Raw genomic sequence first — 13,415 nt, 5'->3', positions numbered from 1 at the left:
AAGTCTGGTATTTTGTAATTTTGTTCGCTTATAAATTTAAAAGCAAGTAGTGTCCCCTTAAATGTAAAATGTGACAGACAGTAAAGAATTTGACAATATCGATTTACATTCCTCTTTAAAAAAGTTTTTTGGTTTCTCTCAATTTAAAGGACTTCAAGAAGAAGTAATCAAAAATGTTTTACGACAGAATAATACGTTTGTAATCATGCCCACTGGTGGTGGTAAATCTCTTTGCTACCAATTGCCGGCGCTTATGCAAGAGGGTACGGCAATTATTGTATCGCCGTTAATCGCTTTAATGAAGAATCAGGTTGATGCCATTCGTGGAGTTTCTTCTGAGGTTGGAATTGCCCATGTGTTAAACTCCTCTTTGAACAAAGGTGAGATCAAGCAGGTAAAACAAGACATAACAGATGGTGTTACCAAATTGTTATACGTGGCACCAGAATCGTTGACTAAAGAAGAGAATGTAGAATTCTTGCGTTCGGTATCGGTTTCTTTCGTAGCAGTAGATGAGGCACATTGTATTTCTGAATGGGGTCATGATTTTAGACCTGAGTATAGAAATCTTAAATCAATAGTGGAGCGTCTGGGAGAGAATATTCCGATTATCGGTCTTACTGCTACCGCGACACCTAAAGTACAAGAAGATATCATCAAGAATTTAGGTATTGGCGGTGCGAAGTTGTTTAAAGCTTCATTTAACCGACCTAACCTATTTTACGAAGTACGTACGAAAACAGAGAATATTGAAGCTGATATCATTCGTTTTGTAAAACAAAATTCGGGTAAATCAGGAATTATATATTGCCTTAGCCGTAAAAAAGTCGAGGAGTTAGCGCAAGTATTACAGGTTAACGGTGTAAGTGCCGTACCATATCATGCAGGTTTTGATGCGAAAACAAGATCGAAATACCAAGATATGTTCTTGATGGAAGATGTAGATGTGGTCGTTGCTACCATTGCTTTTGGTATGGGTATCGATAAACCAGATGTACGTTTTGTAATTCACCACGATATTCCGAAAAGTATAGAAAGTTACTACCAAGAAACCGGTAGAGCTGGTCGTGATGGTGGAGAAGGGCATTGTTTGGCGTATTACTCCTATAAGGATATTGAGAAGTTAGAGAAATTTATGTCGGGTAAACCGGTCGCTGAACAAGAAATTGGGAATGCACTGTTGCAAGAGGTAGTTGCTTATGCAGAAACCTCGATGTCTAGACGTAAATTCATGCTTCATTATTTTGGAGAAGAGTTTGATGATGTTAACGGCGATGGTGCCGAAATGGATGATAATACCAGAAACCCTAAAGAGAAAGAAGAAGCTAAAGATAATGTTGAAAAGCTGCTTAAAGTTGTAACGGGTACAAGTGAGAAATTTAAATCTAAGGAAATTGTAAATACATTGCGTGGTAAAATGAACGCAATTATTTCTTCGCATAAAACCAATGAAAAAGAATTTTTTGGCATTGGTTCAGATAAAGATAAAAGCTATTGGATGGCGTTGATTCGCCAAACCTTGGTTGCCGGACTTCTGAGAAAAGAGATAGAGCAATACGGCGTATTGCACGTAACTGATAATGGAAATGAGTTTTTAAGTAAACCATCATCTTTTATGATGACCAAAGATCATGTGTATAATGCAGAAAATGATAATGCCATTGTAGGTGCCGCTAAGTCTGGTGGTATTGCAGATGAAAAATTATTGAAGCAATTAAAAGATTTACGAAAAGCACAAGCGAAGAAATTAGGTGTGCCTCCGTTCGTAGTATTTCAGGATCCATCTTTAGAAGATATGGCGCTGAAATACCCAATATCGCATGAAGAGTTATTAAATGTTCATGGTGTTGGTGAAGGTAAGGCGAAGAAATATGGTAAACCTTTTCTAGCTTTTATAAATACGTATGTTGAGGAGAATGAAATTATAAGACCAGATGACCTTGTAGTAAAAAGTACAGGTGCAAATTCTGCGTTGAAATTATATGTCATACAGAATGTGGACAGAAAACTGCCCTTATCTGATATTGCTTCATCAAAAGGATTAGAAATTCCGGATTTGATTAAAGAGATGGAACAAATCGTATATAGTGGTACCAAGTTGAACATCAATTATTGGATTGATGAGATTTTAGACGAGGATCAGCAAGAAGAGATTCATGAATACTTTTTAGAAGCCGATACTGACGATTTAGAAGAGGCTATGGCCGAATTTGATGGTGATTATGAGGAGGAGGAATTAAGACTCTACCGTTTAAAATTTATTAGTGAAGTGGCGAATTAATCTCGAATAAATAATTTATTTACAAATCCATCAAACCCTCTAGGTAGTTTGATGGATTTTTAATTTGAATCTAATATAAATAGAATTTGATATGCTATTTATAATAGACTTTTTTGTGTGATAGGTGCTATTTGTCATACAAAAAGATTGATTTTAGGTTTTATATCTTTAATTTTACTTGTTAAGTGATTGATTATGAAATACTTAAAAATTGTTTAACTTTTTTATTAAAATTTTAAACAAAATTTAAGACTATTACTTGTAGTTCCGTTATACTTTTACAGAAATCTAAATAAAGAACTATGAAAATTTTAAAAATTACCTTACTAAGTGCAATTACATTATTTGCTACCAACATTTACGCTCAGTCAGAAACTATTGTAGATGTAGCGGTATCAAATGACAATTTTACAACTTTAGTTGCGGCTGTTACAGCTGCCGATTTGGTGGAAACATTAAGTAGTGAAGGACCGTTTACCGTTTTTGCTCCTTTAAATAGTGCATTCGAAGCTTTACCAGCTGGTACAGTTGAATCTTTGTTAGAGCCAAGCAGTAAAGATGCCCTAAGTGGTTTGTTAACGTATCATGTAGTATCTGGTAAATTTATGGCTGCTAATGTTATCAAAGCTATAACAGATAACAGTGGTTCTTTTGCTGTAAAGACTGTACAAGGTGGTACAATTACTTTATCATTGAATGGAGATAAAGTAATGTTGAAAGATGAAAAGGGAAATATGGCAACTGTTGTAATGGCTGATGTAGCTGCTAGCAACGGAGTTATTCATGCTATAGATTCTGTAGTAATGCCAAAATAAATATAACATACTACAAGTAATAAAAATCCCTTTGTAATTCTTTCAACAGAATAGCAAAGGGATTTTTTCTAAACACTACTTAAAATCTTTGTGTTTTTTAGCGTGCCGCTGTACCACTACCAGATTTGTCTTTTCGCAATTGTCTCTGTATTTTCTTAATCGCAGATTCAATTGATTTTTCAGGTTCTATGATATTGTATTCTCCCCAGAAATCTGGATCAGCAAAACCGATTGCCTCGTCACTTAATATAATAGATGACTTCATTCTATCTTTAGACTTTGGTATACTGTTATCAATATTCTTTTCCCAGTCGGTAATTGCCATTTCACAGCTCATACTGTAAACAGAATTGAACAAGCGCTTGTCCCAATTAATTTTAAATTCTAAAAGTACATTGCTATACCCATAGTACCATTTACCATTTTTCTCGCGGTAGTCAACTCGATACGAAACCTCTGTTGGCCAAACCTCGGCATTCTTCGGCTTTCTGCGCACGAACATTTGAGATGCTAATCTCTTATCGGTAATGTTTAAAGAATATACAGCACTGGTTAAAATTTTGTTCTTTGCATCTATATATAATTTGCCATTATATAAGGGATCAATAATTTCAGGCTTTTGTTTGAAATCGATAACATATATTAATTGATCGTTTACACGGGTGGATGTATTGAACGAGAAATCGTAATATTTCAATGTCTCTTCAGTGAATATATAATTTGGATACTTTACCATATCAACAAATAAGGTGTTGAACGGACCACCTTGTAATTTTAATGCAACCGTATCTAATTTAGAATAGTCGGTGCTTTTACGTGCTTTATAAAGCTCAAGAGCATCGGTCTTTTTAGAGGAATATGGAGTTTTATATATATTAACTACAGCCTCAGATAAACTAACATTAGTTTTTCTTTTCTTAATCGTTTCTCTATAAAATGCGGTCATTACCGTATTTTCATCAAGGTAATTATCCCCTTTTCTGTCGAGTGTTTCTTTGACTAAGGCTTCTGCATCGTTTGGAGCGTCGATACGCGCTTCAGCTAGTGCAACGACAAACTCATCCATAACTATTTTATTTTTCTCCAGTTCTAATTGAGAAATAGCTATTTGCTTGGTCTTATAACCTAGAAAGCTAATCGTTAGGTTGTTGCTAAGGTATTCTTTGGGTACTTTAAGGGAAAACTGTCCTTCAGAGTTTGTAATAGTAGTAACGTTGGTATTGTTAATCGTTAAGGTTGCAAAAACCAAAGGTTTTTTACTATCTGCATCTATAACTTCCCCAGAATACTCTGTAAAGTTATTTGTTTGCGCGGTAATGGTCGTAAATATAGATCCTGTTAAAAAAAACAGAACCAATACATACTTTAAACTAAGAGGTCTAATAATGTTGAGGTTTTTTCTTGACATAGCGTAACTTTTTGTTTTAAGATAGTGATTTTTAGTTAATTAAGGTGTTATTTTTATATTAATTAACTGTGCTGTCCTTTAGAAAAAATAGCTAGTATGTAATGATTATTTGTTGCTATCAAATGTTTTTGATGACGTACTAACTAATCTATTTATCTCTTTTAATTCTTCTTCGGTAAGATCACGCCATTTACCGACAGGTATATCTAGTTGAACATTCATAATCCTAATTCGTTTCAATTTCTTTACCCTATACTCTAAATACTCACACATTCTACGAATTTGACGGTTAAGGCCTTGGGTAAGAATTATTCTAAATTGGTATGTGCTCACTTCAAAGACTTCACATTCTCTAGTTACTTGGTCTAGAATAGGAATGCCTCTTCGCATCCGATTTAAGAAATCTATTGTAATGGGTTTGTCTACAGTTACCAAATATTCTTTTTCGTGGTTATTACGGGCACGCAAAATTTTATTCACAATATCACCATCATCGGTTAAAAAAATGAGTCCCTCACTAGGTTTATCTAATCTACCAATAGGGAAAATACGCTTTGGGTAATTAATATAATCTATGATGTTATCTTTTTCAACACCCGTATCTGTCGTACAAACTATGCCTACAGGTTTGTTAAATGCCAAATAGGTCGATTTTCCTTTTGGTTCTTTTATTAGCTCACCGTCAACTTTAACAATATCACCAGTAGATATTTTGGTACCCATTTCTGGCACCTCTCCATTTATAGTTACTCTACCCTGATCAATAAGTTTGTCTGCAGCTCTACGCGAGCAATAACCGGCTTCACTTAGGTATTTGTTAATTCTTGTTTTATTGGTGTCGTCTTGCATAGTCAACTTACAGTTCTGTTATTGTTTTCTGTTTACTTCTTGGTTATAGATCTCTCGTCCTAACTGCGCTAAAAACGGAATTCCGATTTCATCATATTCATAGGCGTCATCATTAAAGATACCATCTTTGTTTACCAAAATTGTTGCAGTTAAAAGAAAATCTATATTCTTTTCGGTGTCTTTTATATATGCGCAATCGGTTAACGTACCATAAGCAAATCCTACTTTATTATAAATTTCGATATGTTCGGGTATGTCATCCTTCTTATCGCCATACATGAAAAATTTACAATAGCCATCATAATATGTTGTTGGATCATAACCAACTTTTTGAGGTACGGTATGCATGGCTTTTAAGAGAAGATCTCGTTGTTCGGGATTAATATCAAAACGTTCTGATGCATCGAAATTCTCTGGGAATACTACTCGCTTTAATAAGTTGTGTTGTGATGATACAGGATAGTAGTTTTTTTGACTAAAATCGAATGGTTCTACAATTAGCTCATCGTCTTCATAATAACCTATTCCTTTTTCAATTTCTAATAGTTCTAGTTTGTCAGGGGTTTTATTTAGTATAGACTTTGTGATGCCCGTTGTTGAGTCGTTTAAATAAATAATTAGGGGTTTGGTTCTTAAGTCATCTGAATGATACCCTAATCGATGACTTATTCTAACTGGTGAAATACCTTTATTGGTTAAATTCTGATTTATTTCTTCAAAGCCTAAAAATTCGACCAGTCTATTATTTGCTAGATTATCGCTAACTGCAAAAATTTGAGATACATCTTTGGCTACCGTACTTTCAATTGTATCACCTTCTATGTAATATCTGGTGTTTAAGTTTAAGCTGTCTATTTGGTTAAGCTTTTCTAAAGCTAATACCGCCACGGGAAACTTTACCGAACTCGCTGGGTAAAAATACATGCTATCATTAATCTGAAAATCGTAGTCGGTAAAAATAACACTGTCGTTTCTTCGATCTATTTGTGTGTACCGTATTTGAACTTGATAAAGATCTAAGCTATCCATTACCCTTTTAATTCTTGAGTCATTTGAGGATAGTGCAACTTCAAGAAAATTTAAATTCTGCTTTTCTTGGGCGCAAGAGAATAAAAGTACAAGGCATATAAAAAAAAGAAAATGCTTCATAACCATATTTTAGGGGGTGTAAACTTCACCTCTGTGTGGTTTCAATCTATCTCTTACCGATATCATTTCTTTCTCCTCTACCACCATAAATGCAATGCTATACATATCATTAAGTTCTTTAAAACCCGTAATGTTCAATGCGGTTTTTTCAATAGCTATAAATTCATTAAGGTGCTTAACATGGTGTTCTGCAGTTTTTAATGCTGCAGGACCTCGAAAATCCCAAATTAATTTTATTTGTCTGTTCAAAAATATGCGGTGTTAAATTAAAAATATAAGTACACAAATTTACCTAAAAAATGGCAGTTTATGGTGAGTTCGCAGCCAGATTACAATTTTCTCAATTACTAATTTTAATTGATTATTAGGTAATTGTTATATCTTGTAATCCCTAAAAACGTGTTAAGTAAATCATGAAGCATTTGCACACGATTTGGTAATTACTATTTTTGCTCGATGTTTTTTAAGAAATCAATGTTTTTACTCCGCAAATTTTATCCTATAATAACCATAGGGTTAATTTCTATCGTCTTTATTTCATGCGACGGTCTTTTTAAGAAAGAAGAAGAAAGAAAAGTTATCGCTAGGGTAGGCGAGCGTTTTTTATATCAAGAAGACTTAGAGCCGTTGCTAACAGAAAATATGACAAAAGGGGACAGTGCTTCTTTTGCTACAAATTACATAAACAATTGGGCTTCTAAACAGCTACTGCTTTCTAAGGCTAAAATTAATTTGTCTGAAGAAAAACTTGCAGAGTATAATGCGTTGGTCGATGATTATAGAACCGATTTATACACACGTGTTTATAAAGAAGCTTTGGTTGCACAGGCTACAGATTCTTTAATTACCGATGAGCAATTGAAGGATTTCTACGAAAAAGGTAAAGAGAATTTTAAGCTTAAAGAACGAATTGCAAGAATTCGCTTTGTAGCACTACCTAAAGGTTTTTTAGATCAAGACGAGGTAGCTAAAAGACTAAAGAGATTTAAAAAAGATGATGTTCGTTATTTAGATTCCATTGGTGTTCAGTTCAATAAACTGAATTTTAATGATTCTATTTGGGTACGTTATACTAGAATATTCGAAGAAATACCGCCAATAAACGTCGACAACGCCAATAAGTACTTAAAAAATTCACAATTTTTTGAATTGGAGGATTCAATCGGGGTATATTTGGGACAAATAGAGGAAATTAAAGATGTTAATGATATTGCACCTTTGTCCTTTATAAAGCCTACCATAGAACAAGTTTTATTAAGCCGTAGAAAAATGGACTACCTACGCAAATTAGAAACTGAATTATTAGATGAAGCAATCAAGGATAATGAATTTGAACTTTTCGAAAACAAAAAATAGTATTTACATCGGTGCAGTGTTGCTGTTCTCAGGTATTGTAACAGCACAAGATTCTATACCAAATGTTCATGAAGAACAGATAGAGCCAATGGAAGCTATTGCAGAAGCTACTCCCGTTAAAAGAGACTCGACAATTAATTTCAAGAGAATTAAATTAGATGGTATCGCTGCAGTTGTTGGCGACTACGTAATCTTAGATTCTGATATTGAGAAAACACTTATAGATCTTAAAAGTCAAGGCGCATCTACAGAAGATATTACGCACTGCGGACTTCTAGGAAAGTTGATGGAAGATCGTTTGTATGCAAACCAAGCTGTTCAAGATAGTATTCTGGTGTCAGATGATGAGGTAAATGCTACCGGAGACCGTCAACTACAATCATTAGTACAACAGATCGGTTCTATGGACAAGGTGTTGAAGTACTACAAAAAAGAAGATGAATCTAGCTTTAGAGAAGAGCTGTATAAAATAAACAAGTTACGTATGCTGTCTGAGCGTATGCAACAAGATATTATTAAAGAAATCGAAATCACACCTGAAGAGGTTCGTCAGTTCTTTAATAAAATTCCTGAAGATGAGCGCCCGGTATTTGGTGCTGAGTTAGAAATTGCCCAGATTACAAAAGAGCCAGAACCATCTGATGAAGAAAAGCAGAAGGTAATTGATAAGTTGAATCAAATTAAGGCAGATGTTGATGATAATGATGCTAGTTTTAGTGTAAAAGCAATTTTGTACTCTCAAGATCCAGGTTCGAAATCGAAAGGTGGGTTCTACAGTATTACTAAAGAAACCGGTTTTGATAAGAAATTTAAAGATGTTGCTTTTAGTTTAAGAGAAGGTGAAGTTTCTGAACCTTTTGAAACTGCTTTTGGTTACCATATTATTTATATCGAAAAAATTAGAGGTCAAGAGCTAGATTTAAGACACATTTTGGTAATTCCTGAAATTTCGCAAAATGTTATGGAAGAAGCGAAAGCGGAGTTGGACAGTATTCGTAAGAAAATTATTGATGGAGAATTTACTTTTGCAGAGGCTGCTTTAAATTTCTCTGATGAAAAAGAAACGAAGTTTGATGGCGGATTGTTACGTAATCCCGTAAACTTCGATTCTAAGTTTGAGTTGACTAAAATGGATCCTACACTTTATAATCAAGTTCAGAACTTGAAGGATAATGAAATTACATATCCTGTATTAGAAGAAGATCCAAGAGGTGGTGCTCCGAAATATAAAATCTTGAAGATTACCAACAGGTACGATGAACATGTTGCCGATTTCTCTAAAGATTATACTAAAATCCAAGAATTAGCACTTACTGAGAAAAAATACAACGCCATTAAAAAATGGATGGACAAATATATTAAGGATACCTATATAAGCGTTAATGAAGAAAATCAAGATTGTGATTTCGCTAATAAATGGGTAAAAGAATAAATATATGTCAGACGTTGCAGCAATAGAACGCCTAGTAATAAAACATGCGGAGCTTAAAAAGGAAATAGCCAAAATCATTGTAGGTCAAGATGAGGTTATTGAGCAGATTCTGCTTTCTATTTACACAGGTGGTCACTCATTGTTGATCGGCGTGCCAGGCTTGGCAAAAACTTTAATGGTCAATACTATCGCCCAGGCAATAGGTCTTGATTTTAAAAGAATACAATTTACGCCAGATTTAATGCCAAGTGATATTCTTGGTAGTGAAGTGTTAGACCAGAATAGAAACTTTAAGTTTATAAAAGGTCCGATTTTTTCGAATATTATTTTGGCTGATGAAATCAATAGAACTCCCCCAAAAACTCAGGCAGCACTTTTAGAAGCGATGCAAGAAAGGGCGGTAACTATTGCAGGTCATCAACATAAGTTAGAATTACCATACTTCGTTTTAGCTACACAAAACCCAATTGAGCAAGAAGGTACTTACCCATTACCTGAAGCGCAGTTAGACCGTTTTATGTTTGCTATTGAATTAAAATACCCATCCATAGCAGAAGAAATTCAAGTAGTTAAAAATACGACTGCAGATAGAAAACAGGTGGTTAACCCGTTATTTAACGCACAAGATATTATTGATATTCAAGAATTGGTGCGTAGAATACCTGTTGCCGATAATGTTGTCGAGTATGCAGTTAAATTAGTAAATAGTACACGACCTAATTTAGACTCGGCTTCAGATTATGTAAAGCAGTATTTAGATTGGGGTGCTGGTCCGAGAGCTTCTCAGAATCTTATTTTGGGGGCAAAGGCAAATGCAGCTATTCATGGCAAATTCTCACCTGACATTGAAGATGTACATGCCGTGGTAAAGGGAATATTACGTCATCGTATCATTAAAAACTACAAAGCTGAAGCAGAAGGTATCAGCGAAGAAGATATTATAAATAAATTGCTTTAATGAGGTGCGTTTTTTAAAGTCTCTGTTACATTTATTAGTATATATCACGAATTTGTTTTAGAACACTTAGCTTTTTACTTCATTTGATAAAAAGCTCCTTATCATACTTATTTAGTTTTAAATGCGTTCTATAATGCGTAATTTTACTGAATTGCGTTAACCTAAAATTATATAACGGATGACTTTTAATATGATTATTGGCGACTATTCTGCTCTTATTCAACATAGTAGTATTCAAAAATCAAGGTTATCATTCAAATTGAACCAATTGTGATAGTACATTTATCTTCAATTCTACTGTTACGATGATGAAAATCGGACTTCAATTTTATTCCAAAATTAAAATTCAAATTACTTTTTAATGAGCATTTATAAAGATTACCTAAAGGAGATCGAAGATCGTAAAGGTCAGGGTCTTCACCCGAAGCCGATTGATGGAGCTGAATTACTTAGCAAAATTATTGAGCAGATTAAAGATGTAGATAATGAGTATAGAGAAGATTCTCTTCAGTTTTTTATCTATAACGTTTTACCTGGTACTACTAGTGCTGCCAGTGTTAAAGCTAAATTTTTAAAAGAAATTATTCTTGGTGAGTCGGTTGTAAAAGAAATTACGCCAGCATTTGCTTTTGAACAATTATCTCACATGAAGGGTGGCCCTTCGGTTAAAGTGTTATTAGATGTCGCTTTGGGATCTGATGTTATATTGGCAAAACAAGCGGCCGATGTTTTAAAAACACAGGTTTTTCTTTATGAGGCTGATACTTCTCGTTTAGAAGAGGCTTTAAAAAGTGGTAGTTCAATGGCAAAAGAAATTATAGAAAGCTATGCTAAGGCAGAGTTTTTTACAAAGCTTCCTGAAATAGAAGAAGAAATAGAAGTAGTTACCTATATCGCTGGTGTCGGTGATATTTCTACAGATTTGTTATCTCCAGGTGGTGATGCACACTCAAGATCAGATCGTGAGTTACATGGTCAATGTATGTTCGAGCATAACAAAGAAATGCAAAGGGAATTATTGGCTTTAAAAGCGCAACATCCTGATAAGCGTGTAATGTTGATTGCCGAGAAAGGAACAATGGGTGTTGGTTCTTCTAGAATGTCTGGTGTGAACAACGTAGCATTATGGACAGGGGTGCCTTTTAGCAAATATGTGCCTTTTATCAATTTTGCTCCAGTTATCGCTGGTACCAATGGTATCGCTCCAATTTTCTTGACAACTGTTGGTGTAACCGGTGGTATTGGTTTAGATCTTAAAAACTGGGTAAAGCAAAAAGATGCTGAAGGCAATACTATTGTCGATGCAGATGGTGAGCCAATTCTAAAGCAAATGTATTCTGTAGCAACGGGTACAGTTCTTACTATAAATACTAAAGAGAAAAAACTTTATCACGGTAAAGTAGAATTGAAAGATATTTCTGCAGCATTTACTCCGCAAAAAATGGAGTTTATGAAAGCAGGCGGATCTTACGCTGTTGTTTTTGGTAAAAAACTACAAACTTTTGCTTCTAAGGTATTAGGTATACCTGTAGTGCCTGTATATGCTCCTTCAAAAGAAATCACAATTGAAGGTCAAGGTTTAACAGCTGTAGAAAAAATATTCAATAGAAATGCTGTTGGTACATCAGGTGCAACTTTGCACGCTGGTTCTTATGTACGTGCAGAAGTAAATATTGTAGGATCTCAAGATACTACAGGTTTAATGACTTCTCAAGAATTAGAGATGATGGCCGCAACGGTTATTTCTCCAATTGTTGATGGAGCATATCAATCTGGTTGTCATACAGCATCAGTTTGGGACGATAAGTCAAAGGCTAATATTCCAAGATTAATGAGCTTTATGAACGATTTTGGTTTAATTACCGGTCGTGATCCTAAAGGAAAATATTTTCCGATGACAGATGTTATTCATAAAGTATTGAATGATATTACGGTTGGTGATTGGGACATCATTATTGGTGGAGATTCGCATACTCGTATGTCTAAAGGTGTTGCCTTTGGAGCAGATTCAGGTACAGTTGCATTAGCACTTGCTACAGGTGAGGCTTCAATGCCAATACCTGAGTCAGTTAAAGTAACTTTTAAAGGGCAAATGAAATCTTATATGGATTTCAGGGATGTGGTACATGCAACGCAGTCTCAAATGTTAAAGCAGTTTGGTGGTGAAAACGTATTTCAAGGTCGTGTAATAGAAGTACACATCGGAACATTAACCGCCGATGAAGCTTTTACATTTACTGATTGGACAGCGGAAATGAAAGCGAAAGCATCTATTTGTATTTCTGAAGATGATACCTTAATAGAGTCTTTAGAGATTGCAAAAGGTCGTATCCAAATCATGATCGAGAAAGGTATGGACAATGCTAAGGGAGTACTTCAAGGTTTGGTTAACAAGGCTGAAACTAGAATTACAGAACTTAAAACGGGAATAAAACCTTCTTTAAGACCAGATGCAAATGCTAAATATCATGCAGAAGTAATTATTGATTTAGATGAAATATCTGAACCAATGATTGCGGATCCAGATGTAAATAATGACGATGTTTCTAAACGATATACACATGATAATATTAGACCATTATCTTACTATGGTGGAACTAAGAAAGTAGATTTAGGTTTCGTAGGATCTTGTATGGTTCATAAAGGCGACATGAAAATATTAGCTCATATGTTGAAGAATTTAGAAGCTAAATATGGTAAAGTAGAATTTAAAGCACCATTAGTTGTTGCACCACCGACATACAACATTGTTGATGAGTTGAAAGAAGAAGGCGATTGGGATGTTTTAGTAAAATACTCAGGCTTCGAATTCGACGATAGCGCACCAAAAGGTTTGGCACGTACAAAGTACGAAAACATGCTATACCTAGAACGACCGGGTTGTAACCTATGTATGGGTAACCAAGAAAAAGCAGAACCAGGCGATACGGTAATGGCAACTTCAACACGTTTATTTCAAGGTAGGGTCGTAAAAGATTCTGGTGAGAAAAAAGGGGAGTCCTTATTGTCTTCTACTCCCGTAGTCGTATTATCTACAATTTTAGGTAGAACCCCTACTATGGCAGAATATGAAGCTGCAGTAGATGGTATTGTTTTAACTAAGTTTAAACCTTCAACAAAACAGTTGGTAAGATAACTAATTTCAAAATATATAGTAGTAAAAGAGC

Annotated in this window: 10 protein-coding genes; 6 read left to right on the top strand and 4 right to left on the bottom strand. The window is 34.7% G+C overall.

Annotation, left to right across the window (positions count from 1 at the left end; all coding sequences use genetic code 11):
• Nucleotides 1-70 precede the first annotated feature (70 nt).
• Together ACEN2N_RS17220 and ACEN2N_RS17215 are read left to right on the top strand one after the other, a co-directional pair.
• The gene (locus ACEN2N_RS17220) at nucleotides 71-2,281 is read left to right on the top strand and encodes a RecQ family ATP-dependent DNA helicase (protein ID WP_441825480.1); all 2,211 of its coding nucleotides are present in this window, start codon (nucleotides 71-73) and stop codon (nucleotides 2,279-2,281) included.
• 302 nt (nucleotides 2,282-2,583) lie between these two features.
• Nucleotides 2,584-3,096: a fasciclin domain-containing protein gene (locus ACEN2N_RS17215; protein ID WP_441825479.1), complete on the top strand. Its 513-nt coding sequence runs from the start codon at nucleotides 2,584-2,586 to the stop codon at nucleotides 3,094-3,096.
• Nucleotides 3,097-3,193: 97 nt separating this feature from the next.
• On the opposite strand, the gene ACEN2N_RS17210 is transcribed toward ACEN2N_RS17215, so the two are convergent.
• The 4 genes from ACEN2N_RS17210 to ACEN2N_RS17195 all read right to left on the bottom strand — a co-directional run bounded on the left by ACEN2N_RS17210 (nucleotide 3,194) and on the right by ACEN2N_RS17195 (nucleotide 6,751).
• On the bottom strand, nucleotides 3,194-4,504 hold the full coding sequence (locus ACEN2N_RS17210) for a carboxypeptidase-like regulatory domain-containing protein (RefSeq protein ID WP_441825478.1): 1,311 nt from the start codon (nucleotides 4,502-4,504) through the stop codon (nucleotides 3,194-3,196).
• Between the two features lie 105 nt (nucleotides 4,505-4,609).
• On the bottom strand, nucleotides 4,610-5,353 hold the full coding sequence (gene rluF / locus ACEN2N_RS17205) for a 23S rRNA pseudouridine(2604) synthase RluF (protein ID WP_441825477.1): 744 nt from the start codon (nucleotides 5,351-5,353) through the stop codon (nucleotides 4,610-4,612).
• Between the two features lie 18 nt (nucleotides 5,354-5,371).
• On the bottom strand, nucleotides 5,372-6,502 hold the full coding sequence (locus tag ACEN2N_RS17200) for a serine hydrolase (RefSeq protein ID WP_441825476.1): 1,131 nt from the start codon (nucleotides 6,500-6,502) through the stop codon (nucleotides 5,372-5,374).
• 9 nt (nucleotides 6,503-6,511) lie between these two features.
• Nucleotides 6,512-6,751, bottom strand: a complete 240-nt coding sequence (locus ACEN2N_RS17195) for a hypothetical protein (RefSeq protein WP_441825475.1) — start codon at nucleotides 6,749-6,751, stop codon at nucleotides 6,512-6,514.
• Nucleotides 6,752-6,958: 207 nt separating this feature from the next.
• Between ACEN2N_RS17195 and ACEN2N_RS17190 the strand changes: the two genes are divergently transcribed.
• From ACEN2N_RS17190 to ACEN2N_RS17175, 4 genes are all read left to right on the top strand, one after another.
• Nucleotides 6,959-7,858, top strand: coding sequence for a peptidyl-prolyl cis-trans isomerase (locus ACEN2N_RS17190; RefSeq protein ID WP_441825474.1), 900 nt, complete (start codon nucleotides 6,959-6,961; stop codon nucleotides 7,856-7,858).
• Nucleotides 7,827-9,290: a peptidylprolyl isomerase gene (locus ACEN2N_RS17185; protein ID WP_441825473.1), complete on the top strand. Its 1,464-nt coding sequence runs from the start codon at nucleotides 7,827-7,829 to the stop codon at nucleotides 9,288-9,290. The genes ACEN2N_RS17190 and ACEN2N_RS17185 overlap by 32 nt, the downstream gene beginning before the upstream one ends.
• A 4-nt stretch (nucleotides 9,291-9,294) precedes the next feature.
• Nucleotides 9,295-10,248 (top strand): AAA family ATPase, encoded by a 954-nt coding sequence (locus tag ACEN2N_RS17180; RefSeq protein ID WP_441825472.1) that lies wholly within the window; start codon nucleotides 9,295-9,297, stop codon nucleotides 10,246-10,248.
• A gap of 361 nt (nucleotides 10,249-10,609) precedes the next feature.
• Nucleotides 10,610-13,384: a bifunctional aconitate hydratase 2/2-methylisocitrate dehydratase gene (locus ACEN2N_RS17175; RefSeq protein ID WP_441825471.1), complete on the top strand. Its 2,775-nt coding sequence runs from the start codon at nucleotides 10,610-10,612 to the stop codon at nucleotides 13,382-13,384.
• Nucleotides 13,385-13,415 lie beyond the last annotated feature (31 nt).

The sequence above is a fragment of the Maribacter spongiicola genome, from assembly GCF_052119685.1.
Lineage (GTDB): Bacteria > Bacteroidota > Bacteroidia > Flavobacteriales > Flavobacteriaceae > Maribacter > Maribacter spongiicola_A.
Note: the sequence above shows the minus strand (reverse complement) of the source record. Positions and strands in the feature narration are given on the sequence as shown.

Excerpts from the sequence above, each read along its gene's own strand:
- ACEN2N_RS17215 (WP_441825479.1), top strand. The coding sequence starts at position 2,584 with ATGAAAATTTTAAAAATTACCTTACTAAGTGCAATTACATTATTTGCT.
- ACEN2N_RS17210 (WP_441825478.1), bottom strand. The coding sequence starts at position 4,504 with ATGTCAAGAAAAAACCTCAACATTATTAGACCTCTTAGTTTAAAGTAT.
- rluF (WP_441825477.1), bottom strand. The coding sequence starts at position 5,353 with ATGCAAGACGACACCAATAAAACAAGAATTAACAAATACCTAAGTGAA.
- ACEN2N_RS17200 (WP_441825476.1), bottom strand. The coding sequence starts at position 6,502 with ATGAAGCATTTTCTTTTTTTTATATGCCTTGTACTTTTATTCTCTTGC.
- ACEN2N_RS17190 (WP_441825474.1), top strand. The coding sequence starts at position 6,959 with ATGTTTTTTAAGAAATCAATGTTTTTACTCCGCAAATTTTATCCTATA.
- ACEN2N_RS17185 (WP_441825473.1), top strand. The coding sequence starts at position 7,827 with ATGAATTTGAACTTTTCGAAAACAAAAAATAGTATTTACATCGGTGCA.
- ACEN2N_RS17180 (WP_441825472.1), top strand. The coding sequence starts at position 9,295 with ATGTCAGACGTTGCAGCAATAGAACGCCTAGTAATAAAACATGCGGAG.
- ACEN2N_RS17175 (WP_441825471.1), top strand. The coding sequence starts at position 10,610 with ATGAGCATTTATAAAGATTACCTAAAGGAGATCGAAGATCGTAAAGGT.